Source organism: Corallococcus sp. AB030, from assembly GCF_003668965.1.
GTDB classification, from domain to species: domain Bacteria; phylum Myxococcota; class Myxococcia; order Myxococcales; family Myxococcaceae; genus Corallococcus; species Corallococcus exiguus.
Genome location: NZ_RAWQ01000166.1, coordinates 1 through 25,159, shown reverse-complemented (window position 1 = coordinate 25,159; position 25,159 = coordinate 1). Strand labels below are relative to the sequence as shown.

Below are 25,159 nucleotides of genomic sequence, written 5' to 3'. Positions count from 1 at the left end.
GGTCACACCCGTTCCCATCCCGAACACGGAAGTTAAGCCCTCCAGAGCCGATGGTACTCCGCGGGAAACCGCGTGGGAGAGTAGGTCGCTGCCGGATTCTTTTTGAAAGCCCCTGGTGCCGCAAGGCACCAGGGGCTTTGTCTTTGCGGGCCTGTTCCTCCGTCTGGCTTTGCGCGTTGATCCGCGCACGCTGATGGCTGTCTTTGCGAATCAGCCCAGCAGCCGCACCGCGAGAAAGACAGGCAGGGCCACGTAATAGAGCGCCCGGCAGGTCCACTCCGCGCCGGTGCGTACGTTGCGTGCCCACCGGGGACCCAGCCACGCGGCGCCGAAGCAAAGCGCTTCTGCGAAGGCTCTCCAGAAACAACCAAACAACAGCAGGGCCAGGAACACTGGTAACCAGGTGCGCGCGAAGGACGTGAGGTACGACGTCCATCCGTACATCTGGAGCTCTCCGAACGGACCTCCGAAGGAGATGTACTGGTGCGCTCGGAAGAAGATGCCGGCGAGCACTCCGGGCACCAGGCCGTACTTCAGGGCCTGGTCGTACCAACGCCTGCGCCACTTCTCGCTCCGTGCTTGGGCGTATCGCACTCGCGGATCATTTCGTGCTTCTCCGAGCGTCCCCATCGCCTCCAGCAGGGGCATGGGGGCCTGCACTGCCAGGCCGTAGTCGAAAGCCCGCCCTGTTCGCAGCCGGAGTGTCAGTCCCGGGCCTGGAAGGGGCAGACGCCACGGGCGGATGGACTCCAGTGCCTCGAAGGGAATCTCGAAGTGCGCTCCCCCTGACTGGGTGAGCACCAGGCCTTCCGGCCGCACCGTGACCGTGGCCCTCGTTCCTCGTTGTAACAGGCGCAGCGCGATGCGCGGCAGGACTGCTCCCACCGCGAGTCCTGTCGCCAGCGGTACGGGTGCCAGCGTCTGGGTGCCCGCGAGCACGTCCTTGAACAGCAGCGCGGTGAAGTAGCAGAGCGTGCCCAGCCCCGTGGCGTGCAGGAGCGCTCCCAGCGCGCGCAGACGGGGTGTGAAGGCGTGGATGGGGAAGGGGCTCGACGCGTCGACGGTCATGGGAGGGGCATGGCCGCGCGCGCATTGCCTCGATACGAGCGGCTTCCGTAGCATACGCACCCCGGAGGCCCCTCAAAACATGCGTTCCCCGCAGCCTGGCCCTGAACGTCGCACGGATTCCGATGGCGTGACGCGGGTGACGCCCTCGCGTGAGTCCTCAGGTGGTGTGGGCTCACGGCTCATCGGTGGTGCCGTCGCCATCACCGGCCTGTGTGTGGGGCTTTGCCTCTGGTGGCTCTCCCGCCCTGTGCCTGTCGAGGACCTGCCCCCCATCGTGGTGGCCGAGCGCCCTGCGCCGGTGGCTCCCTCCCTGGAACCCGCGCGCCCTTCCGTGCGCCCTGCGGTCGCGCATGTCGCCGCGCCCATGCCCGTGGAGGAGCCTGCCCCCATGCCTGTCGATGACCCGCCGCCTTCCGAGGGCAAGAGCGGGACGGCCCTGTACCAGCGCGGCACCAAGCCGCTGAAGCGGGGGCTCGTCGTGCCCGACGACTTCGAGCTGCCCCCTGGTTACATGCGCCACTACCAGGCGACGGACAACGGGCAGCCGCTGGCGGCCATCCTGATGTTCCATCCGGACTTCACGCCCAAGGACGCCAACGGGCAGCCCATCCCCATCCCCGAGAACCGCGTGGTGCCCGAGGAGATGGCTCCCCCCGGCATGCCTCACCGGCTGCTGGAGATTCCTGTCGAGGACGAGGACTCGCAGTGACGTCCGTGAAGGGGTGGGCCGGGGCGCTCCTGGGCGTCGCGGCGACCACCGTGCTGTTCGCAGTGTTTGGACAGCTGCGACCCGGTTGGGTGTGGCTGGGCGTGGTGGCCATGGCACCGTGGCTCGCGGCCTTGGACGGGGTCCGTTCCGCTCGGGGGGCCGTGGGGCTGGGCGTGCTGCTGTCGGTGACGTTCACCGCGGCGGTGTTCGGCTGGTTTCCGGGCGCCATCGCGGCGTACTCCCATGCTCCGGTGTGGCTGTGCTGGGGCGTGTTCCTGCTCATCGCGCCTGTGTTGGAGCTCCAGTTCATCACCGCAGCGTGGGTGCGGTGGTACGCGCGCCGGCGGGTGGCGGAGGTGCCGCGCCTGGCGTGGGTGCCTCCTGTGCTCACTGCGCTCGTGTACGTGGGCACCGAGTGGTTCGCGCCCAAGCTGTTCGCCGAGACGCTGGGCCACGCCCTCTATGCTTCGGAGACGCTGCGCCAGGGCGCGGACCTGGCTGGCGCTCCGGGGCTCACGCTGGGGCTGCTGCTCATCAACGAGTGTGTCGTCTCGGTCGCTCAGGGACTGGCTTCTCAGCGGGGCTTGCGACTCAGGCCGGTGGTCCTGGCGGTTGTGCTGGCGGTGGTGGGGTGGGGTTACGGATGGGTGCGGCTGGGGCAGGTGCGCTCGGCGGTGCACTCGGCTCCGTCGCTGGTGGTGGGGGCGGTGCAGGCGAACATCACCAACATCGAGAAGCTGGCCGCGGAGCAGGGCACCTACGAGGTTGTTCGCAACATCCTGGATACGCATTACGCGATGTCGGATGCGCTGTTGCGCTCGGGGCCGCTGGACCTGCTGGTTTGGCCGGAGACGGTGTATCCGACGACCTTCGGCACGCCGAAGAGCGAGGACGGCGGCGCGCTCGATGATGAGATCCGCTCGTGGGTGGCGGAGCGCGGTGTTCCGCTGGTGTTCGGCACGTACGACCTGGACGGCGAACGCGAGTTCAATGCCGCCATGTTCTTGGGCCCCTCTACGACGGGCGAGTTGGCTCAGTCCGCGTACCGGAAGACGATGCTCTTCCCCCTCACGGAGTGGGTTCCGGATGCGGTGGACACGCCTTCACTGCGCGCAATGCTTCCTTGGACGGGTCGCTGGAAGCGCGGCCCGGGTCCCCGGCTGGTGGACTTCCGGTTGAACGGCGGCCGCGTGCTCAAGGTCGCTCCGCTCATCTGCTACGAGGCCGTCTTTCCCAATTACGTCGCAGCGGAGGTGCGCCAGGGGGCGGACCTGATTCTCACGCTGTCGAATGACTCGTGGTTCTCCGGCACCCCCGCGCCCCGGCTGCACCTGATGCATGCGGCGTTTCGGAGCATCGAGACGCGCACGGCACAGATTCGGGTGACCAATTCGGGCATCTCCGCGTTCATTGACCCCGCGGGGACGTGGACCTCCGAGCTCGAGGACAATCAGCGCGCTGGCACCGTGATGCGTGTGCCGACCGCGGATCGGCTGAGCTCGCTCGCGGGGGCTTGGGGCGACTGGTTGGGGCCCGTGGCGCTCGTGCTGGCCGTGGTGCTGGGGGTGTGGATTCGCCGGCCTGTGTGACGCGCGCTCAGGCGGCTTCGGCGTGCGGGGCGGGGAGCTGTGCGTCTGCCTTGGGCTTCTGGGCGATGACCTGGATTTCCCTGCGCATGTGCGTCAACCGGCAGACCTGGACCCAGGCCCAGAGGAAGGCGAAGCGTGCGTATTCGTAGGGGGCTCGGAGGCCCTTCGCCAGTCTCCGGCGCAGGATGTCCTTGCCTGCCTTCACGGGCTGCATTCCGGCCCTGGCGCAGGCGTCCGCGAGGTTGTGCTCGTAGAAGTAGACGTGGTGCTGCCAGCCTCGCCGGTCCGGGCGGAACGAGCGGCCCTTCCGGGGCATCACGATGATCTTGTAGTAGGCCGCGTCCGGCACGATGACGAAGGCCACGCCTCCTGGCCTCAACACGCGCTGGATTTCTCGCAGCCCATCCATGGGCTGATCCACGTGCTCCAGCGTGTGCTTCAACGTGATGATGTCGAAGGACGCGTCCGGGAACGGCATCTGTGTCAGCGAGCCGTATTCGGCGGTGTAGCCTCGCTCGCGGCAGAGGTTCACCGTGAACTGGGAGTAGTCCAGCCCCGTGGCTTTCAGGCCTGCGCGCTGCGCTGCCTCCAACACGTATCCCGCGGAACACCCCACATCCAGCAGGTCCTTCGCGTGTGGCGCGTACTCCAGGCACACCAGCACCTGCCTCAGGCACTTGCGCACCCGGTGGTCCCAGCGGCTCAGGTACTTCGCGCGGTTGTGCTTGAAGTACTTCTCTTCGTAGCCCTCGCCCAGCCCTGGCTTCTGCTCCCGTTTGTAGATGAGCCCACAGCCCGTGCAACGGCCGTAGCTCAGCTCTTGGAACGCAACGACCGGTCGGGATCCGGTCTCATTGCAGACAGGGCAGGCGGAGTAGAAGGGTGCGAGCATTTCGCACCGCACCATCGGGCTTCGCGTTCCGGAGTGTCAATCCCACCCTCGGGGCCCTCGGCTCAGTGCCCGGGGGCTCGCTTCGCCAGGCTCAGTGCTCCCAGGGCGAGCAGGGCGGCGATGGCGACTCCCAAGGCCATGGGCCTCGCGGTGCCGTCGTGGCTTGCGCTCACCATCGCGGAGGCTCCCGCGGCCAGCATGAACTGCAGCGCTCCCAGCACCGCTGACGCGATGCCTGCCTGCTTCGCGTGCTGCTCCATCGCCAGGGCTGTCGCGTTGGGCGTGATGGCTCCCAATGTGGAGACGAACACGAACAGCGACAGCGCGATGCCCCACAGCCCGCCAACGCCTGTCGATGCCACCGTCACCAGGGCCAGCCCCGCCAGCGCGGCGATTCGCACCGCCAGCTTCAACACCCGCTCGGGCGAGGAGCGCGCCAGCAACCAGTGATTGAGCTGCGACACCGCGACCAGCCCTGCGGCGTTCGCTCCGAAGAACCAGCCGAAGTGCTCCGGCTTCACGCCGTGCAACGTGATGAACACGAAGGGCGAACCGCCGATGTACGCGAACATCCCTGCCTGCGCGAGCGCCGCCGCCAGCGCAGGCCCCAGGAAGTCTGGCGCCTTCGTGATGCCCCACATCGCCTGGAAGGGTTTGGATGGGGCGGCTCCGTTCCTCGGGGGTGCTGTCTCCGGCAGGATGGCGAATGCCGCTCCCAGCGCGATGAGGCCGATGACCGCGTGGCTTCCGAAGATGGCTCGCCAGCCCGCGGCTCGTAGCACCCAGCCGCCCAGCAGCGGGGCCAGGATGGGCGCCAGGCCCATCACCAGCACCAGGCGCGACATCATCCTCGCCGCCGCTGCTCCCGAGTGCAGGTCCCTCACGACGGCCCTCGCCGTCACCATTCCCACCGAGCCACCCAACGCCTGCACGAACCGGCACGCCGCCAGGAATTCCGCCGATGGCGCCGTCGCGCAGCCGATGGAGCCCAGCACGTAGAGCACCAGGCCCACGTAGAGCGGCTTCGTGCGGCCGAAGCGGTCGCTCACCGGTCCCGCGAAGAGCTGCCCCACCGCGAGCCCCGCGAAGAACGCCGCCAGCGTGCGTTCCACCTCTCCTGCTGTCGCTCGCAGTGATTCGCCGATGGCGGGGAACGCCGGCAGGTACATGTCGATGGACAGCGGCCCGAAGCCGATGAGCGCCCCCAGGAGGATGATCAGCCCGGCTCCCTCCGTGGAGCGGGACAGCTTGGGCGTGGCGGTCGTCATCTGGCGGTCCTCTTCTGAGGCTTTCGTGCGGGCGCTTCTCCTGGCGTCAGCAGCACCCGGATGAGCTGGCGCAGGACGGCTTTGTCATCGCCGGGGGCGTAGGTGGCGCCGCCTACGTGGGCGTTGAAGCAGCGGGCTTCCAGCGCTCCACAGAGTGCTTCCGCCGCGACTCGGGGCTCGGCGAGGTCCACCCGTCCGGCTCGCTTCGCCCGGGTGAGCCACTTCGTCAGCCCCTCCCTGAGCGCGACAGGGGGCGGTGTCTCCAGGTGCAGGGCCCTCGCGCCACCCAGTGCGGAGTAGTGCAGCACGAACAACCAGGGCACCAACTGGCGCAGGAAGTCCCGGTGGTGCAGGAGCGCTTCCAGGAGCTGGTCCTCGATGGGGGCGTTGTCCCTGGGCCCTGGCTCCAGGAGTGCCAGCGCGGTGGGCGGGACGGGGCGGAGGGCTCGCGACATCAGCGCCTCCTTGGTGCCCACCCGGTGCAGCAGCGCCGGTTGCGAGATGCCCAGCCGCTTCGCGATGTCCTGCAGCGGCGCGGATGGACCCTGCGCCAGGAACACGGCTCGGGCCGCTTCGTCGATCTGCAGGTCGGTGACGCGTGGGGGACGGGACATGGCGCGAAGGGTTAGTTACTGACTGGTAGGTAATAAATTCGCGCCAGTCGTGCAAGGGACCCGTTCCCGCGGGCCCCTCGCGTCAGCTTCCGAGGGAAATCAGATGCGGCCGGCCTTGAGCTCGCCCACCAGGTGAGCGCAGGCGCGGACGGTGAGCGCCATCATCGTCAGGGTGGGGTTCTGCGGGCCCTGCGAGGGGAAGCAGGAGCCATCCGTGACGTAGAGGTTGGGCACATCCCAGCTCTGGTTGAACGGGTTGAGCACGGACGTCTTCGGGTCCTTGCCCATGCGCGCGGTGCCTACCTCGTGGATGGCCATGCCCGGGTCGGAGAGCTGCTTGTTGACCTGCTCCACCGTGCAGCCCGCCTCCTCCAGCATCTCCAGACAGGAGGCGACCGCGTCCTCCGTCATCTTCAGGTCGTTGTCCGAGTGACGGCACTCGATGTGCGCCGCCGGAATGCCCCAGCGGTCCTTCACCGTGGCGCTCAACGTCACGCGGTTCTCCGCGCGCGGGACCATCTCTCCGAAGGGCACCATGTGCATCTGGTCGTCGAAGGTGAAGACCTGAATGCCGTAGCCTCGCGCGAAGTTGGGGTGGCGCTCGGTGACGTTGCGGAACTGGGGGATGTACGCCCAGCCGTGCTCCTTCTGGTGGAGGTGCGCGGGCAGGTTCATCCTCGCTTCGATGCCTCGCAGGTACATGTGGTCCATCAGGTGCTGGCCCACGAGCCCCGAGCTGTTCGCCAGGCCGTCCGGGAACGCCCGGTTTCGCGAGTGCAACAGCAACCGTGTGGATTCAATGGTGCCCGCGGCCACCACCACCACCTTCGCGTGCACCTCCTCGGAGGTGCCGGAGTTCGCGTCGATGAAGGACACCCCCGTCACCCGGCCCGTGTTCGGGTCGTGCAGGATGTGGCTGGCGATGGCGTGCGAGCGCAGCGTCAGCCGCCCCGTCTGCAGCGCCGCCGGCAGCGTCACCGGCGCGTTCGCCGTCCGCCGGGCGACGACGTGGCGGTCGGGCCAGCGGGCCTTCACCTTCTCGCGCAGGCGGACCTCGCCGGGGGACAGCGGCGCGGGACCGGAGAAGACGGAGTCCGGCAGCGTGTCCACGCCGTCCGAGTTGCCTCGCAGGCCCATCCACCGCTCCACGATTTCGTAGGACGGCGCCAGGTCCGAGTGCGACAGCGGCCAGTCCGGGCTCAATCCGTCCAGGCTGCCCGCGTGGAAGTTGAAGTCAGACAGCCGGTAGAACTGGCGGCCGTGAGCCTTCACGCTGGTCCGCCCGCCTACCTGCCTCGCGCGGATCCAGGCGAATGGTGCGTCGGGCGGCGTGGTGTAGGGGTTGTCCACGTCATCCACGAAGGCGTGCGGATGGAACGGCCACGCGAAGCTCGTGGCCTGGATGGACTGGCGCGACTTGCGGGATGCGTCCGACTCGATGCGGTAGCCCAGCTTCTGCTTCACGCGGTGCATCAGGTGGAGCGCCCGGTCCGCGTTCGCGCCTCGGCCCGCCTCCAACACCAGCACCTGGAGCCCCGCCTCCGTCAGCTGCTTGGCCGCCCATCCACCGCAGGCTCCCGAACCCACCACCACCGCGTCATAGACCGTCTTCGACGTCTTCATGCCTGCTCACCCAGGACGGTCAGTCTGCCGCCGCTGCTAAAGTTCGCCTAAATTGTAAATCAGGACCCTATTGGCGCCTATAGGTCTAGATGTCTGGCAGGAGCCAACACAAGCCTGGGGCGGTGACTTCCGCTCTGAAGTACGGGTCGCTTGCTGTCGGAGAGGGGCGGACATGGCTGGGTTGTTGACGCGGATTCGGTGGGGGCGGGTGCTCAGCGTGCTGGTGTTGCCATTGCTGCTGGTGGCGCTGGCGTTGGGTGGCCGCGCGGCGTGGCGCTCCGAGCAGTACTTCCACTACCCGAGGCCGGCTGCGGTGCTGCCCGCGGACTTCGGTGACGCGCGTGAGGTGACGCTGCGCACGGATGACGGGGTGGAGCTGCGCGGCTGGTACCTGCCATCCCGGAACAAGGCGGCGTGGGTGCTGGCGCATGGCCTGTCGCAGACGCGCATGGATCTGGTGCCGGAGGCCCGTGTGCTGCGCGACGGGGGCTATGGCGTGCTGCTGTTCGACCTGCGCGCGCATGGGCAGAGCGGGGGCGAGACGTCCACCTGGGGTGACAAGGAGCGCCAGGATGTGCGCGCGGCGCTGGCGTACGTGCGGGCTCAGCCGGACGTCGATCCGGCTCGCGTGGGGGCGCTGGGGTTCTCCATCGGATCCGCGGCGGTGGCGGAGGTCGCGGCGAAGGACCCGCAGGTCGCGGCGGTGGTGCTGCTGTCCCCGTTCAACACGCTGTGGCTGGCGGCGGCGTATGACTTCCGCCGCTTCGGCATCGTCACCCAGACGGGGGCGCTGGTTCCGTTCTGGCGGCGGGGCATCGCGCTGGATGAGGTGCGGACCATCGATGCGGTGGACCGCATCAAGCCCCGGCCCCTGTTCATCGTCGCGGGGACGGAGGAGTCCGGGCAGCCGCTGATGGACGAGCTGTTCGCGCACGTCTCGTCGTATGCGCAGACGTGGCGTATCCCCGGTGCTTCGCATGGCAACTTCGCCGCTGCCGCGCCCACGGAGTATCCGCGCCGGTTGCTGGAGTTCGCGGACAAGGCGTTGAAGCCCGTGGAGGGAGTGACTCCCTCGGTGGAGACGCCCGTGGAGAAGAAGGCTCCGGCGAAGAAGCCTTCACGGCGGACGAAGAAGGCGGGGGCCCGCTAGTTCCTCGCTACGCCTGGGCGGGCTTGGCGGCTTCGAGCTTCGCGAGCTGATCCAGGTACATGCGGCCCTTCTCCGGGTCCGTCATGTAGATGAACGCCGCCATGCCCTTGAGCTGATCCAACGACTCGCCTTCGCGGCCCGGCTTGCCCTTCTGGCGGTTGTGGATGGCCGCGCGCAGGCGGCGCACCACGTCGCGGGGGACTCGGGCGGCGGGCGTGCCGTCCTTGGCGTCGTTCACCACGAGCCCCGTGACGCGCTGACGGCTGCCCTTGCGGGCGACCCGCGTCTTGTCCGGGTGGACCGTGAAGCCTTCCGCCTCCACGATGTCCTTCACCCGCGCGAGCAGCACCGCGACCGGCGCTCCCTGCGCGCGGCGGGCCTTGGGCGCCTTCGCCTTCGTCCAGGAGAAGGTCAGGTCGTCCGCGTAGCGCGTGTACGTGAAGCCCAGCTTGCGCGACAGCGCCGACAGCCGCTTGTCCAGGCGCAGGCACAGCGCGTTGGTGATGCCCGGCGAGGTGGGCGCGCCCTGCGGGAGGGCTCGCGGGCCCTTCGCCACGTGCAGCGTCTTGCCCCGGAAGGACATGCGCTCACGCGGCGCTTCCGTGGACATCAGTGCCAGCAGCGTGGACGTGTTCTCCTTCAGGCCGCCCTTGCGCAGCAGGCCCTTCACCCGGCGCCAGTGCACCGAGGGGAAGAAGTCCTTCAGGTCCACCTTCACCAGCACGTCCGCGCCCCGGTGCGCCAGCGCGTTGGTGAGGATGGAGCGCCCCGCCACGAAGCCGTGCGCCGCGCCGTGCACCGGCAGCCGCTCCACGACGTTCGACAGCACCCAGCGCTGCGCTTCCTTCAGCTCCCGCTTGGGGGACGTGATGGTGCGCTCGCCGCCCGTGCGCTTGGGGATGCTCCACGTCACGTAGTTGGAGCCCGTGTCCACGTCTCGGTGGAACGCGAAGCCGCGCAGCTTGGACACGCTCAGGCCCAGCGCCTTCGCCAGGTCCTCCGCCGAGTCCAGCGTGGGCAGACCGTTCTGGCGCGCGCGCTCCTCGCGGTGCTCCAGGTCGAACTTGTCCGGCAGGCCGGCTTCGTTCCAGTGGATGCCCACGCCCAGGTGGTTCACGTGCGTGGCCTTCCACGCCTCGTGGGCCTGGCGCTTCAGCGCGCGGCGCTCCACGGCTTCGGCCTTCTTCTTCTCCTTCCAGGCCGTCTTCTCCTTCTCCTTCAGCGAGGAGAAGTCCACCTCGTCCGCGAGCGCGCCCTTCGACACGAGCTGGGCTTGCACCCATTCGTCCGCGCCGCCGGCCTCGGTGATGGCCTTCCAGCGCGTGATGAGGGCGTCGTGCGCGGCCTTGGCGGCCTCGCGCTTCGCGACAGAGTTGGGAGAGGCTGCGGGCGCGGTGTCAGCAACGGCCTGCGGCGGGGCGGCGGGGACGAACGACTCCAGCTTGGCGGTCATCGAGTTACCTTCGACGGGCGCGGCGGCTCAGGGAGGGGCGACGGAGACGAATGCGAGCGGTCGAGGGAGGCCAGGAAGGCACCACCAGCTCACCTGGGGCACGGTAGCCTCACCGGCTCTCCCCTCCCGAGCACTACCGTCGGGGTGGGAAAACGGCGGCTGCGTCGTTGGTTCCGCTTCCCACCCCGACGGTAGTGCTCGGGAGGGAGAGAGCCAAGAACAGGCTACCTTGCGGAGAGTGTCCAGCATTTCAACCAGAACGGCGCAACGCCGTTCCTACGCTCGAGGCGTTAAGGCTGATGCGGTCCAGACCTCTCTCGACCACTCGCTATTCGAATTTCGTCCGGCGCCACCATCCTTCCGGCCGCCCCGTCGGCGGTCGGGCCGTTGAGTGAGTGTTTACACCAGAGTCGAGGCCGCGTCGATGTAGCCGTCCGCGGTTAGTTTCTCCAAACGGCTGAAGTACGCCGTCCGGGCTTCCGTGTCCGTGTCGAACCAGAGGCGCTGGTGGCGCGAATCGCCCAGGCGGGGACCCCACGTGAGGGCCACCACCTTGCCGTCCAGCGACACGCGATACACCTGCTCCAGCCCCGTGGCCGGATCCCGGCGCACGTACGCGCGCGTCTCCGCGCGGATGAGCTTGCGGCCCTCCGGCGTCTGACGGAGCGCTTCTTCCTCGGCGCGGCGGCGGGCGTATGCCAGGCGCAGCGCGAGCATGTGTTCGCAGGGGCCTTCGCGCAGACCGGAGCGGCGGAAGTGCGGGCAGCCGCAGCTCGCGTCCTTCACGCGGCCCTCCAGGTCCATGGTGAAGCTGGGGAAGAAGCTGCGCACCGCCTCGCGGTCCACGACTTCTCCCTGGATGCGCGTGCCCTCGCCCACGATGTCGTGCACCTGCGTGAGCTTCACCTCGCCCGAACCCGGGCTGCCGTCGCCCAGCAGGCGGTGGGCGCGCGCTTCACGCTCGTTGCCGTAGCGCAGCGCGGCCTCGTCCACCGGGGTGGGCATCAGTTCGCGCGGGCGGTAGGTGCTGCGGGACACGTCGAAGAGGACGCGGCCGCGCAGGCACTCCAGCTGGAGCGCGGCGCGCACCTGATCCTTCGGCGCTCCCGCGTCCTTGGCCAGCACTTCGAAGGCGAGGGGACCGTCCTTGCGCAGGCGGTTGCGCAGCAGTTCCGCCAGGCCTTCCGGCACGTCGCGCGGCATCAGCGCGTCGAAGGCGGCGGCGCTGGACCAGCCGCTCTCCGTCCAGCCGGTGAGCCCCAGCGTCAGCGTGGCCGCGCCCAGGTCGATGACCCAGAACACCGGGAGGCCCGGACCCAGCAACTGCACGTGCACGCTCTTCGCGTGGGGCAACAGGCGCGCGAGCGCGGCGAGGCGCTGACGGCCGAAGGTGCGCACCACCGCGGGCGCGCTGCCCGTGTACACGCCGCCGTGGCACTCCAGTACCTGCTCCCAGGGCTCCAGCACCAGCCGCGGCGGAGCGCCGGGGACCAGCTCGAAGCGCAGCGCGCGGGGCGCCTTCTTCGAGCGGCGGGTGCGCAGCGCGAAGAGCAGGTTGTACAGGTCGATGGGCGCGATGGAGCAGGTGGTGGCCGGCAGCGTCGCGGCGGACTGCACCTGGAGGAAGCCTCGCAGCCACGCGTGGGGCACTTCCACCGTGCGCGGGGCTCGGGGCTCCGTGGCGGGCGCGGCCTTCGCGGTGGGGGCGACGTGTGCCTCCAGCACCACCGGGGCGTAGGCGCGCAGGCGGTCCAGGCGGGCGGGCAGGTCCTGCGGCACGTCCAGGAACGTGGAGCCGTGCGCGGCCTGGCGCTTGTCGAAGAGGCTGTTGTCGAAGGCGAGGCGCGCGTAGGCGCTCTCGTCGCGGGAGAAGACCTCCAGCGACACCTGGTCCGGATCCACCGTGAGGACGGGGTCCAGGACGGCGTCCTTCTTCTCTTCACCCTCCAGCGCGTTGTCGAGGAAGGCCTTCTGCGCTTCCCAGATTTGAGCGCTGGCGCGCTTGCCCTGCTTCATCAGGTACGCGAGGTACGCGGTGCGGTCGCGGCCCCGGTAGCGCAGGTCGCTGGAGAGGACCGCGAAGGCGGCGGCCAGCGCGTCGCGGAAGAGGGTGGGGTCCTTCACCTGGCCACTGACGCCCACGGTGCCTCGCGAGCCCTCCAGGGCCAGCTGCACGCGCGAGGCGTCCGGCGTGACGACCACGTCGCTCTGCGCGGAGTAGCTCAGCGCGACGGGATGACGTGCGGTTGCGGTGCTCACGACGGTTGACCTTCCTTCCGGGCGCGCTCAGCGGCCCGGCGTGCACGTTTGTGGGCGCGGTAGGCCGCCTTGCGCAGCTCCACCGACTGCGACTTGTCGAACGCCGCCGTCTTCAGCAGCGCCGCGGCTTCGTCTCCGCCCAGGCGTCCCAGCGCGGCCCAGCCATCCTGCCGCACCTCCGGCTTCGCGTCGGCGGCCACGGACTTGAGCGGCTCCAGGTCCTTCTTCGCCAGCAGCGCGGGGACCGCGAGCCGGCGGCCTTCGCTGGCCAGGAGCGCGGACGTGGCCACCTTCGCGCCCGTGGGGCCCAGGGCCACCGGGTCGAAGGGCTTCACCTCCAGCGCCCAGGCCGAGGACTGCTCCGGCACCAGCGCGGCCAGCACCGACGCGGCGGCGGAGCGCACGGCGGCGTCCGGGTCACCGAGCGCGGTGCGCAGGGCCTGCGCCTCGCTCGTGGCCTTCAGCCGTCCCAGCACTCGCGCCGCTTCCTGGCGCACGGCGGCGGGGGCCTGGGCCTCTCCCTTGCGGAGGACTTCGGCGGACGTCGCGACCAGCTCCTTCGCGCCCAGCCGTGAACCCGCCCAGAGCAGGCGCTCCCAGGCGGCGGCCAGCGGCTCCTTCTTCGGAGGCTGCGCGGAGACCCAGGCGGTGGCGGTGCGCCGTTCGGCGGCCACCAGCGCGCGGGTCAGTCCGGCCGTGTCCACGGCGCCGGCTTCGCGCGCGTCACCCGTCCAGGTGCCCACGAGCCGGGCCGCCTCTTCGCGGGCCTCCGGCTTGTCGTGGCCGAACAGGGCGATGACCTCCGGCACGGGCATCGCGCCACGGCGGGCGAGGCCGCGACGCAGACGGAGGCGCAGTTCCACGTTGTCCAGCGTGGCCAGGCGGGGCACGAGCAGCGCCGGGTCGCCTTCGCTGGCGAGGTACGTGGCGGCGGGCTCGGAGATGTCCTCGTGCTCGCTCTGCACGGCGAGGAACTCCACTCGCGTGCGCTCCTTGGGGAAGAGGACATCCAGCGCCTTGCGCGCGGCGGCGCGAAGGTCGTCGTCTTCCTCGTTCAGCGCGGCGGCCAGGGCGGCCTCGGCGGCCGGGTCTCCGAACTTGCCCAGCTCCTCCGCCACCGTGCGGCGCACGTCGTCGTCCGTCTCGCCGTCGGCGAGCAGCGCCTCCAGCTTCACCCTGGCGCGTTCTCCACCCAGGGCGCGCAGGCCGCGCACGCCGGCTTCCTGGCGCTGGAAGGCGGCGCCGTCCGTGGCCGCGGCCTCCACCTTCTCCTCGATGCGGCGGCGGTCCTCGCCATCCGGCATCCGGTTCGCCATGCGGCCGAGGGCCTCGATGGCGGCGAACACCATGTCCTCTTCGGCCGGGGCTTCCGGCGTGCCTCCGCCGGCCACCGTCTCCAGCTCGGAGAGGGCTCGCACGTCGCCCAGGGTGCCCAGGGCGAGCAGGGCCCGGCCGCGCTCGTGCGGCTCACCGGCGCGCGCGTACAGCAGCAGGGGACGCAGGGCGCTGGCGCGGCGCTGGTGCGCGACGCCTTCCGCCGCGGGCAGCATCAGCTCGCGGGCGCCGGCGCGGAGGATCTCCTCCAGCGGCTCCACCGCCGCGCCCTCTTCCACCACGCGCTTCGAGTAGTGCTCCACGGCGGCCGCGCGCACGGTGACGTCGCGGTCGTTGAAGAGCTGGACGAGCAGCGCGTCCTGGCCCTCGCTCTTGCCGTGCTCCAGCTCGCCGGCGGCGGCCTTGCGGACCTCCGGGTCCTGGCTCTTCACCGCCACGCGCAGGAAGCGCACCGCGAGCGCCGCGTCGCGCTTCTTCAGCTCGCGCTCGTCCTCATTCAGCTTCTCCTGCTCCGGCGGCCAGGTGAGCTGCATCGCGGCCGTCACGCAGGCGAGGCGCACGGAGGGGGCTTCGTCCTCCACGCTCTGGCGCGCGAGCACGTCCAGCGCGTCCGCGCGGTGCGTGCGGCCCAGCGCGGCCACCAGCCGGGTGCGCTCCGGAATCTCCGTGGCCACCGTCAGGCGCGCGGCGAGCGCGGCCACGGCGGCGGAGGTCCCCAGTCGCGCCAGGGCCTCCTGTGCACGGCGGGCCACGGCCGACGTCTCCGAACGCAGGAAGGTGCCCAGCACCTCCACCGCCCGGTCGTCGCCCCGGAACGCGAGCAGCTCCGCGGCGCGCAGCCGCAGGTCCTCGTGCTCGCTGCCCATCGCGCGGCCCAGGGCCTCCGTGACGCGCGGGTCGTTGGCTCCCGCGAGCCGCTCAATCACGCCTACGCGCAGGTCGGCGTGCTCGCTGCCCAGCGCGGCCAGCAGCGGATCCAGGCTGCCCGGCGGGCTCAGCTTCTCCAGCAGCTCGAAGGCGGACTTGCGCACCTCCGGCAGCGGCGAGTTGAGCGCGGCGGCCACTCGCGGACGGGCCTTGTCACCGCGCTCGGCGAGCTCCTCCAGCGCGGCGCGCGCCACGTCAGGCGCCAGCGAGGCCAGGGCCAGCGCCAGCGGCTCGTCGCTGCCAGCGGGGTACAGCTCCTTGAGGCCCGCGAGCGCGGCCCGGCGCACGAGTTGGTGAGGGTCTTCCAGCGCGCGCAGCAGGGCGGCCACCGCGGCGGACGTGCCCGCGTAGCCCTCCTGCGTGAGCTTCACCACGCGGTCCACGGCGTCGCGGCGGACGCGGTGGCCTTCCTCGTCACCCGCGGTCACCTGACGCAGCAGGCCCACGTAGGCGCCGAAGGCGAGGCGGCGCAGGTGCTGACGCTCCGCCTGCGTCGCGTCCTTCGGCGTACCCGTGCCCGAGCCTTCCGGCGGCTTCACCGCGGAGAAGAGGCGGCGCAGCCAGCTCTTGCCCGTGGCGGAGGCCGTGCCCTGCTTCTCCGGCGTGGAGGGCTGGATGACGTGCGCGGCGCCATCGGCCGTCTCCGGCTTCCAGGGGGACTGGAGCGAGCTGGGGCGCGCGACCTTCTGCGCCTCGCGGAAGTAGTCCAGCGGCTTGTTGCGCAGCAGCAGCACCTGCGCCGCCGCGTAGCGCTGCTCCGGCTGACCGCTGGAGAGCGCCTCGGCGAGGCCAATCACGCGCTTCGCCCGGTCGTCCTCCGCGGGCCAGTCCTTCATGTCGCCGGCCTTCTCCGGACGCGGCGGCAGCAGCACCTCCACCAGGTGCGCGCGGTACGCCTCCGGCTCCGTGCGCAGCTCCAGCGCGCGGGCCGCGGCGTAACGCACCTCCGGACGACCGCTGGACAACGCGCTCGTCAGCAGGTCCGGCGGTCCACCCTCGCGGCTGGCGCGCAGGTCCCGCGCGAGCACGATGGCGAACACCATCTCCTGCACTTCGCGCGCGGAGTCCTCCAGACCGTGCAGCAGGCCGCCGTCGCCCTCGTGGCCCAGGGCCGCGAACGAGAGGATGGCGCCCAGCCGGATGGGCAGGTGTTCATGGCGCAGGTTTCCGGTGAGCACCGGCAGCGCGCGCACGTCACCCAGGCGGGAGAGACCGTCCGCCGCCCACGAACGCGCCGCCACCAGCGAGTGGCCCAGCGCATCCAACAGCGCGCCCTCGTCGCCCCGGCGGCTGGCCGTGGCGAGACCGCGCGCGCCCTGCTCCTGGAGGTCCGTCACCTCGTGGGGCAGGAGCGTGGTGGCGTAGAAGCCCAGCAGGCGCCGCGAGCCCAGCGTGGCCAGCGCGCGCGACGCGCGGACGCGCAGGGGGACGAGGAAGCCGGGCGGGTACATCCGCTCCAGGTCCTTGTCCGTGATGAGCCCGCGCATGGGCTCGATGATGTCCTCCGCGCCACGCGGGGCGAGCAGCTCCGAGGCCCGCACGCGCACCGGCAGCGCCGACGCCGCGATGCCCGCGAGCAGCGGCCCGTTCTCGTTCGGGATGAGCTTGTCCAGCGCCTCCAACGCAGCGAAGGCCACGTCCAGGTGCTCGTCCTGCACGCGCTTGAGGAGCGCGGAGCGCATGGCTTCCGCCGGGGCGTGCACGGAGGCCTTGGCGGCCTTCTCGCGCAGGGCCGGGTGCGTGGTGTTGAGCGCGGTCAGGTGCGGCTCCGCCTTCTCCTTGCCGGCCAGCTTCACCCACGCCTCGTAGGCGGCGGTGGCCACGCCCGCGTCGCGGTCCTCCACGGACTTCTTCAGCCGCTCCAGCGCCCAGTCGTCGGTGCCCTTCTGCGCGAGCACCTCCACCGCGCGGGTGCGCAGGTCCGGGAAGCGGCCCGCCAGCGCGCGGTCCAGCGCCTTCACCGGCTCCTTGTCGTTCCAGGCCCACAGCGTGCGGAAGGCCTCGCCGCGCACCTTGGCGGACTCGTCCTCCAGCGCGTCGCCCAGCAGGCCTTCCGCGCCCTCCGCCTTGGCGCCCAGCTTCACCAGCCGGTCCAGGCCGCGCACGCGCACGTCCTCGTGACCGGAGCGCAGCGCGGCTTCGGCGGCGGACAGCGGCGCGTCCGCGTCCAGCGCCACCACGGCCGTCAGCGCCGCGGCGCGCACGTCGCCGTCCGCGTCGTCCAGCATCCACACCAGCCGCTCGCGGGCGCGCGGATCCTGCAGCGCCTGAAGAGCGGCGGCCGTCTCACGGCGGATGGCGGCGTCGTCCTCACGCGACAGCTGGAGCAGCGCGCCCAGGGCGCGGCCGTCACCCAGCTGCGCCAGTACACGCGCGCCACGCACGGCGGTGTCCGGCATGCGGCACGCCATGGCGGCGAGCAGCGGCTCCAGGTCCGCCTCCGTCAGCGCCGTGCCGGCGGCCGTCTTTCCGAAGAGCTGTTCACGCGAGGCGGCCAGCTCCGCGTCGGTGGTGGACTTCGCCTCTGTGTCCCCGGCCGCGCGCTTCGCCTGGAGGGTCAGCATGCGGGTCACTTCCCGCACCGTGCGCGCGAACTCCTCGTCCTTCGCCTCCAGCGTGGCGGCCAGCGGGCGGCGCTCCAGCACCCGCACCGCGAAGGCCACGCGGCGCACGTCCCGGTCCGCGTCGTCCAGCGCGCGCGCCACCAGCGGCTGCAGGCGCGGGTCGCCCAGCAGGCCCGCCCCCGACGCGCGCAGCAGCACCTCCACCTTGAGGGCCGCGGGGCCTCGCTCGAAGGCGAGCTTCAGCGGCTCCGTGCTGCCCTTGGGGGACACGGTGGTGAGCGCGTCCAGCGCGGCGGTGCCCACCTCCGCGTTTGTGTCCGGCAGCTTGCTGGCGATGAGGCCCGGCACCAGCGGCGACGCGCTGCCCAGCTTCGCCAAGAGGCGCAGGCCCTGCACGCGCGTGTCCACGAAGCGCGAATCCAGCGCAGAGCGGGGAGCCGCCAGAGGCGACTCGGTCTCCAGCTTCACCAGCGCGTCCAGCGCCGCGGCGCGCACCGTCTTGTCGTCGTCGTTGAGGCGATCGCGCAGCTTCGGCCGAGCGGCGGTGCGGCCGTGGTTGCCCAGCTCCGTGGCAGCCAGCCGGCGCGCGGCGGCGTCCTTGTCCGAGGTCAGCACGCCCAGGACGAAGTCCAGCGCCTCCGGCTCCAGCAGCGCCACCGCCTCCTTCACCGCGGCCTCGCGGCGGGGGAGGGCGGCCTTCAGCGCCTCGTTGAAGACGTCGAAGCCGTGGCCGAACGCCGTCGTCTCATCCGTGGGCTTGCCGTCCGTGCCCAGCGTGATGCGCGTGACGCGGCGGTCCTCGCCAGCCACGAAGAGATAGCCCAGCAGCTGCTTCGCCTGTCGGGGGTTCGCCGGGGGCGCGAAGGCCACCGCGTTCAGGGCCTTGCTGCCCAGCTCGAAGGTGCGCGGCTTGCGGCGCTCGTCCAGCCGCCAGACCTTCAGCTTGCCGTCGCTGCCCACGGACGCGATGCGCTCCGCCGGGTCCTGGCCCGCTTCCGCCGGCGGCGTGGGCGGGAACACCAGCCCCAGCACGGAGCCCGCGTGGCCGCTGTCCTTGTCGCCGCGAACCTCGAACTCCACCGCGCCGACCAGGTAGCCGATGCGCAGCTTGCCGTCGTCGCCCGCGGAGACGAGCCGACCGTCGCGCGGGGTGAAGGCCAGCGCCCGCACCGCGCCCTCGTGGCCCGGCATGTCCCGGCGCGCACCCGTCGCCACCGTGAACGAGCGCACCACGCTGTCATCGCCCGCGCAGGCGACGTACGTGTGCGTGGGGTCCACCGCCACCGCGCGCAGCGGCTGCGAGGACGCGCTCCACTCCTTCAGCTTCTTCGTGCTGTCCCAGTCCCACGCGCGCACGAAGCCGTCCACGCCGGCCGTGTACAGCACCTTGCCGTCAGGGCTGGCCGCGACCGCCGTGCACCCGCCCGGGTGCGCGTTGTGGAGCTGGAACTTCACGGTGCCGTCGGTGAGCGACCCGAAGCGCACGGTGCCGTCCGCGCCCGCCGCCGCGAACTGCTCGCCGGCCAGCGCCACGCCCAGCACGTGCGCGGGCAGGGGCGAAGTCCACAGGACCTTGTTGGTTGCCGGATCGTACGCGGTCAGGCGGCTGTCGGCGGCGGCGCGAGTGCCGCCCACGATGATCAGGCGCGCATTGGCAGCCAGCGCACGGACCTTCTCGATGTTGCCGATGGAGAGGTTGGCCATGGTGTCGTTGTCCTAGATGCCGCCGAGCTGCACGCTCGGGTGAGCCGCACGCAGTTGCACCAGCGAGGCCAGGCAGCTCTGCCACTCGCCCTTCGCCACGGAGCCGGTGAACTCGCCCAGCACGGGCGCCACCACTCGAGCGAAGCTCTCGTCTTCCAGGCCCAGGTCCCGCACCAGCTCCACCACGCGGCGCTTGGCCACGCTCGCGGACAGCCGGCGCTGGACGTCGCCTTCACGCGCTTCCTTCGCGCGCCCGGGCGGCAGGCCGAACATCATGCGCCGCAGGAACGTGCGCAGCGCCTCCACGTCGCTGAAGCGCGTGGTGCCACCCGCCTCGCGCTCGTCCTTGCCGCCGCCCGCGGGCTTCCAGCCCTCCGGCAGGTGCAGCGGACGGTGCTTCTCCCAGAGCAGGCGCACCGCGAACAGGCCCACCTCGCGGTCCGCGCTCTGCATCAGGCCGGACAGCCGCTCCGCGCCGCCCAGCCTCGCGTAGTGCCGGCGGATGAGCTCCACGGCCACTTCACGCGTGCTGCGCTTGGTGGACTCCGTGAGGGCGAACACCTTGCCCGCGTCCAGCTCATCCGGCTGCAGCGTGTGGCGCGCGTCCGCTCCCGGCTCGCCCGCGTTGAGCAGGGCGTCGTAGGCCAGGTTGCGGATCTCCTTCGCGTCCGAGTCCGCCAGCTCGTACACGCGCGTCTGGTAACCCCACGCGCGCAGCTCCGAGCGGGCGATGGTCAGCGCGAAGCGGCGCACGTCGTCGCGCTCGTCGAAGAGGGCCGGCCACAGCCGCTCCGCCGAGTACGCCTTGCGCGGCGCGCGGGGACGCAGCTCGTAGGACTTGGACTCCGGCTGCTCCGGCCCGATGCCCGGGTGGTGGCAGCGCAGGTACGTCTGCGCGAACGCACGCACCGGCGGCGGCTGCTTCGCGCCCAGCGCCAGGTCGAACAGGCGCTCCAGGCCCGCGTCCGCGTCGCCCGAGTCGCTGAAGTCCGCGGGCACCACGTTCGCCAGCAGGTAGCGGTGCGCGAACTCGTGCAGCTGCGGGTCGGCCCGCCGCGCCAGCGCCAGCAGCCAGGGCACCGTGAGCTGCCTCGCGGTGAAGAGCTTGCGGTTGCCCAGCAGCTCCAGCGCCGTGCTCCGGAACTTGCCGTTGAAGACGAGCGCCTTCACGCGCTCCACGTCCAGGCCCGGCAGGCTGTCCGCGCGCGTGAGCCACTGCGCCGCCTGACGTCCCAGGCGCGGGTGCGCCACCAGGTCCAAGAGCCACTCCGGCCCGATGTCCGCCGGCTTGTAGGTGGACAGGGCCTTCATCGCCGTGTCCTCCACGATGCGCTGGCGCGACGAGCGCTGCTTCGCCTCCGTCAGCGCCACCTTCCAGAAGTCCGCCGGCATCTCCCCGGCCGCGTACTTCGAGGAGACGTAGTTCTTCGCCCAGTTGAGCTGCTCCTGCTTGCCCCAGAGCAGCTCGCGCAGGAAGTCGTGGGTGATTTCCGCGCGGTCGAAGGACTGCTCCAGCGACTTCGCCGCGAACGCCGCGGTGGGCTTGGAGTTGAGCAGCCGGCCCAGCAGCGGCAGGCCCAGGTCGCGCGGCTTGTGCTTCTCCAGGGCGGCGGCGGCGAACTTCTGCACGTCGTCCTCGCCCTTCTCCACCAGGTCCGCCAGCCGGTCCGCGGCCAGGTCCTGCGCGTGGCCGCGCGCGTACTCGATGGCGTAGGCGCGGGCCTTGTCGCTGGGGGAGAAGAGCAGCGCGAGCACCGCCTCATGCAGCCCGGCCGCGCGCAGCTTGCCCTGGTGGAAGTCCGGCGAGCCCTGGAGCGTCTCCACCAGGAAGTCGTGCGCGCTGCCCAGCGGACGGCGCGCCAGGCGGTCCAGCCACGCGGGCGTCACCTTGCGCAGCGCCTCCGGGAAGTCCTTGCGCAGGCCCTGGATGGCGAACTTCGCGGCGGGGTCCGACTGGCACGTGTCCAACAGGCGCATCAGCGCGTCCGGCGAGCGCTTCCACGCGTCCGGATACATGCGCTGCTTCACCATGTCGTTGGGCGGCTGGATGGGGAAGCGCGACGCGGAGTAGCCCTTGCTGTTGTGCGCCCAGAGGTGGTGCGCCACCCAGCACTGCGCCCACGTCGTCTCCAGGTCGTAGTGCCGCAGGACCTCCACCGCGAACTGCGGGTAGAGCTCCGGGACGGCCGCGCCCAGGTGGCGCAGGAAGCGCCACGCGCGGCGCTGGAGGTAGGTGAGGGTGCCGCCGCTGACCTCGCGGTGCCTGCGGCGGCCGCCGCGCTCGGTGTCGAAGCGCCAGGCCAGCGCGCCGAACATCTCCGCGTCGTGGCGCGCCTCCGCCAGCTTGTAGATGCGCTTGAGGCCCGCCCACAGGCCGAACTTCAGCGGCGCTTCCTTCACCAGCGTGATGAGGGCGGCGCGCGCGGGCTCGGTGTTCTTCTCGTAGAGGGACACCAGCAGGTCCGCGAGCAGCAGGCGCGGCGGCAGCGGCACGTCCTTCTGCGCGAGGAAGCGCTGCCACGCCTCATGCGAGCCCTTGCGGCGGCCGGCCTTGTCGCCGTCCGCGCGCGCCTGCTCCAGCAGCTGCTTCAACGCGTCGAAGGACAGCGCGCCCTGCGGCAGCGGCGTGTCCGACGTGCGGTCCGGCTGGTCGAGGAAGGCCAGCACGGACTCGGCCAGGTCCGGTGCCTCCGCCCTGGCAAGACGTTCGAGGTCTGCTGCGCTCAGCGCGTCGCTCGGGGTCATGCGTGGGGTTTAACACAGCTCCCCTGGACCGCGAGGCATGTCGGACCCGCCTCACCACGGCAGTGCGGGGACCTCCACCTCCTGCGAATCCTGCATGGTGCCCGCGCCCACCGTCACGTCCTGCCGGAACGACAGCCAGCGTCCCTCACGTTCTTGCAACACGAGAAGCGTGTAGGGCCCGGGAGGGACGAGGACCCAGGTATCCGCGCCGTGAAACAGCGGCGCGAGTGCCTGTTCGCCCAGCCACCGCACCTCCGAGGCCGAGGCGGATTCGGGCGGCGCGGGGACGCGTCCGGGGAGGAGGTAGGGGGTGCCCTGCCTCCCGCGCTCGCTCCAGCGCAGCTTCAGCTTGAGCCCCGTCGTCGACAGCGGCAGGTCCACCCGGTTGACGCGACGCGGCTCGACGTGCACGACGCGAGGCACGACCCTGCCGGTGTTCCCGCCCGCGATCTTCACCACGTAGTCGCCCGGGGCCAGGTCGCGGAACATGGCCACGCCGGTGTTCGCCGAGGCGATGAGCTGCTCCTCCGGGTCCGCCTTCGAAATGGCCGTCAGGACGACCGACGACGGCCGGCCCTGTGCGTCCCGCGCCGAGACCTCCAGGCGGGTGGCGGACGGCAGGCGCAGCTCGAGCGTGTCCTCGGTGGGGCCCACGATGCGTTCGAGCGACGCGTGTTCCGCCTCCTGCACGGTGAGCATGTAGGGCCGGGATTCCACGGAGGGCAGCTGGAAGGTGCCGTCCGGGCCGGTGGTGACGTCCGCGAAGGATTCGGAGTGCTCCGCGTTGCGGACGTCTTCCGCCGGCAGCGCCAGGGAGACGGACACTCCGGCCAGCGGGGCGCCGGTGGCGTCGTCCACCACGCGGCCCTGGATGACGTGGCCCGCTTCCACGCGCACCGTGCCCAGGTCCACGCTCCGGCCTTCGGGGACGTCCACGTCGCGCTGGGTGAAGGCGTGGCCCGGCACCTCGAAGGTGAGGTGCTGGGGGCCGGGCTCGTCCACGAAGACGGTGAAGGCGCCCTTCGGGTCGCGCACCGCCTCTTCGTTCACGGTGAAGCGGGTGATGGGCGTGCCGTCCTTCCTCGCCAGCCGGCCGGTGATGCGGCCCTGGAAGGCCAGGGTGATGCGCACGCCCATGTTCCCCGCGCGGGCGATGACCTTGGGGCCATCCTGCTCATCCATCCACCGTTTGAGCCTTGCATGCGTCTCTTCGAAGGTCTCGTCGTCCGGGCCCTCGTCGGGGCTCTCCTTCTTGGGCGGCTGGGGCATCGCGTAGCCCGGTTTCACCGCCGTCAGCTCGTAGTCCCAGTCGCGCGCCATCGGCTCCAGGATGAAGCGGCCGTCCGGACCGGTCTTCATGGAGAGGGGAGAGTACGAGCGGCCGTTGCTGGCTTCGTCCTCCTTCGCGGTGGCGTCCACGGTGACGTCCGCCAGGGGCCGGCCCTCCGCGTCCACGACGATGCCGCCCACGCGTCCGTCCAGGTCCAGGCGCAGCGCCAGCTCCACGGTCTCCGAGCCGCGCAGCACCACGCGGTCGGGCATGAGGCGCTCGTAGCCGCCCGTGGTGGTCCGCATCCACACGGCATAGGTGCCGGGAGGAATGCCCTTGATGTCGAAGCGGCCGTCCTCGCCCGAGGTGCCCGCGAAGGTCATGCGGATGATGTCGATCTTGTCGTCGTCTTCTTCTGGGGCCTCTCGGGCGCCTGTCGAGGGCTCCTGCTCCGGCTCCTGCATCACCAGGCTGACGTCCACCTCGTTGACGGGCGTGCCGCGCGAGCTCGTCACGGTGCCGCGCACGGTGGCGCCCGAGTCCAGGGTGAGCTTCAGGCCGGACGTGGGGGCGCGGACCTGGAGCTTGCGCGGCAGGTAGCCGTCGGCCTCGACGGTGAGGGTGCCGGAGAGGGGCTGGTCCACCTTGATGGCGAAGTGGCCCTCCTCGTTGGAGGTGGCGTCGAAGGTGAAGGGCGCCTCGCGGGACGGGTGCATCAAGATGAGCGAGCGCGTGTACACGGGCGGAGGCGGGTCGGCCGGGCGCTTCCGGGCGGGTGGACGCAGCGACAAGGAGGCCTCCGCCACCGGCTGGCCCGCGGCGTTGGTGACGATGCCCTCCACGAGGACGGCGGGGGAGAGCACGAAGTCCAGTGGAGGACCGCCCTCGGCCACGGTGCGGACCGCGGTGAGGTCCAGCATCTGGTCCGACACCACCTGGAAGACGTAGTCGCGGGCCCGGAGGGGGCCCAGGCGCAGGCGGCCGTCCTCGCCGGTGGTGCCAAGCTCCTTGAAGCGGTGGGGGAGGTAGTGCTCGTCGCGCTCACGGGGATTGGCGGCGCTCACTTCGGCGTGGGCCACGGGGTTGCCGGCGGTGTCGCGCACGGTGGCCTCGACGAAGAAGATGGTGCCCAGGCTCAGCGTCACCGAGACCTCGCGCTGGTCCTCCGTGACCTCCACCGTTTCGTGCGCCTGGAGGCCGCCCTGCTCCGCCTCCAGGGTGTAGTCGTCGGGGGGGAGGCCGTCGAAGGTGAAGCGCCCCTGGGCGTCGGTGGTGGTGACGAGCTCAGTGTCGACCACTGTGACGGTGGCGCCGGCGACGGGGTGCTCGCCGTCCACCACGGTGCCCACGATGCGCCGGGGGGCGTACAGCACGATGTCCTCGGGCAGGGCGACCGGGGCCACGTCCCCCATCCACTCGGTGAGCTTTCCGGGGTGGGCGGCGAGGAGGCTGTAGGGGACCTCTCCGGGCAGGGGGCCCAGGGAGAAGCGGCCGTCCGCGCCGGTCTTCGTCTCGAAGTAGCGCGCGGTGTCCGTGTGCAGCACGGTCACCTGGGCCTGGGCGAGCGGGGCGCCGTCCTCGTCCACCACGCGGCCGGTGAGCCGTTGGCTGGCCCCGAGCTCCAGCGTCACGTCCCGCGTGCCGGTGACGACGTCCTCCTGGAGGCCGGCGCCCTGGGAGCCCAGGGCCCAGAGGTCGACGGTCCCCTGGGGCAGGCCCTCCAGGGTGAAGGTGCCGTCCTGGGCGGAGGTGGTGCGCGACAGGACGAAGGCGGCGCCCCGGTGGGCCTCCACCAGCTCCCGGACCCAGCGGAGGGCGGGGAGGGAATCGCAGTCCTCGGAGACCACGGGGACCTCGGGCGAGTCCGCGTCACAGGGCAGCTCCGTCAGGGTCTCCCCGGGCAGGGGGACGGAGGCGGAGACCTCGATGCCGGCGACGGGCTGCCCCTGGAGGTCGACGACACGGCCCTGGACCTGGAGGGCACCCTGG

At 71.2% G+C, this 25,159-nt stretch carries 13 protein-coding genes and 1 rRNA gene; 4 read left to right on the top strand and 10 right to left on the bottom strand.

Annotated elements, in window-relative coordinates; translation table 11 throughout:
- Window positions 1-97: ribosomal RNA gene (gene rrf, locus D7Y15_RS31430) — 5S ribosomal RNA — on the top strand; the annotation flags it as partial.
- Window positions 98-210: 113 nt separating this feature from the next.
- Here the strand turns inward: rrf and D7Y15_RS31425 are convergent.
- Window positions 211-1,068: a hypothetical protein gene (locus D7Y15_RS31425; RefSeq protein WP_120581083.1), complete on the bottom strand. Its 858-nt coding sequence runs from the start codon at window positions 1,066-1,068 to the stop codon at window positions 211-213.
- A 388-nt stretch (window positions 1,069-1,456) separates the two neighbouring features.
- On the opposite strand from D7Y15_RS31425, the gene D7Y15_RS46015 reads away from it, so the two are divergent.
- Window positions 1,457-1,777: a hypothetical protein gene (locus D7Y15_RS46015; RefSeq protein ID WP_233605160.1), complete on the top strand. Its 321-nt coding sequence runs from the start codon at window positions 1,457-1,459 to the stop codon at window positions 1,775-1,777.
- On the top strand, window positions 1,774-3,366 hold the full coding sequence (gene lnt / locus D7Y15_RS31415) for an apolipoprotein N-acyltransferase (RefSeq protein ID WP_121754881.1): 1,593 nt from the start codon (window positions 1,774-1,776) through the stop codon (window positions 3,364-3,366). The genes D7Y15_RS46015 and lnt overlap by 4 nt, the downstream gene beginning before the upstream one ends.
- A 7-nt stretch (window positions 3,367-3,373) precedes the next feature.
- On the opposite strand, the gene D7Y15_RS31410 is transcribed toward lnt, so the two are convergent.
- The 4 genes from D7Y15_RS31410 to D7Y15_RS31395 all read right to left on the bottom strand — a co-directional run bounded on the left by D7Y15_RS31410 (window position 3,374) and on the right by D7Y15_RS31395 (window position 7,763).
- Window positions 3,374-4,258, bottom strand: coding sequence for a class I SAM-dependent methyltransferase (locus D7Y15_RS31410; protein ID WP_158629154.1), 885 nt, complete (start codon window positions 4,256-4,258; stop codon window positions 3,374-3,376).
- A 62-nt stretch (window positions 4,259-4,320) separates the two neighbouring features.
- Window positions 4,321-5,526 carry a multidrug effflux MFS transporter gene (locus tag D7Y15_RS31405; protein ID WP_121754879.1) on the bottom strand — a complete coding sequence of 402 codons (1,206 nt, stop codon included), beginning with the start codon at window positions 5,524-5,526 and terminating at the stop codon, window positions 4,321-4,323.
- Entirely contained in the window at window positions 5,523-6,140 is a 618-nt protein-coding gene (locus D7Y15_RS31400) for a TetR/AcrR family transcriptional regulator (RefSeq protein WP_121754878.1), read from the bottom strand. Before D7Y15_RS31400 ends, D7Y15_RS31405 begins: the two co-directional genes overlap by 4 nt.
- A 99-nt stretch (window positions 6,141-6,239) precedes the next feature.
- Window positions 6,240-7,763, bottom strand: a complete 1,524-nt coding sequence (locus D7Y15_RS31395; protein ID WP_121754877.1) for a GMC oxidoreductase — start codon at window positions 7,761-7,763, stop codon at window positions 6,240-6,242.
- A 172-nt stretch (window positions 7,764-7,935) separates the two neighbouring features.
- On the opposite strand from D7Y15_RS31395, the gene D7Y15_RS31390 reads away from it, so the two are divergent.
- Entirely contained in the window at window positions 7,936-8,913 is a 978-nt protein-coding gene (locus tag D7Y15_RS31390; RefSeq protein WP_121754876.1) for an alpha/beta hydrolase, read from the top strand.
- 7 nt (window positions 8,914-8,920) lie between these two features.
- On the opposite strand, the gene D7Y15_RS31385 is transcribed toward D7Y15_RS31390, so the two are convergent.
- From D7Y15_RS31385 to D7Y15_RS31365, 5 genes are all read right to left on the bottom strand, one after another.
- A complete protein-coding gene (locus tag D7Y15_RS31385) occupies window positions 8,921-10,366 on the bottom strand; it encodes a reverse transcriptase family protein (RefSeq protein WP_121754875.1) in 1,446 nt (481 codons plus the stop codon).
- A 399-nt stretch (window positions 10,367-10,765) separates the two neighbouring features.
- Window positions 10,766-12,625, bottom strand: coding sequence for an SWIM zinc finger family protein (locus tag D7Y15_RS31380; protein WP_120597099.1), 1,860 nt, complete (start codon window positions 12,623-12,625; stop codon window positions 10,766-10,768).
- Entirely contained in the window at window positions 12,622-19,155 is a 6,534-nt protein-coding gene (locus D7Y15_RS31375; protein WP_121754874.1) for a HEAT repeat domain-containing protein, read from the bottom strand. The genes D7Y15_RS31380 and D7Y15_RS31375 overlap by 4 nt, the downstream gene beginning before the upstream one ends.
- A 12-nt stretch (window positions 19,156-19,167) precedes the next feature.
- Window positions 19,168-21,900, bottom strand: a complete 2,733-nt coding sequence (locus D7Y15_RS31370; protein ID WP_121754873.1) for a hypothetical protein — start codon at window positions 21,898-21,900, stop codon at window positions 19,168-19,170.
- 51 nt (window positions 21,901-21,951) lie between these two features.
- Window positions 21,952-25,159: carboxypeptidase regulatory-like domain-containing protein (locus D7Y15_RS31365; RefSeq protein ID WP_121754872.1), on the bottom strand; the 3,208-nt coding region annotated here is incomplete at its 5' end.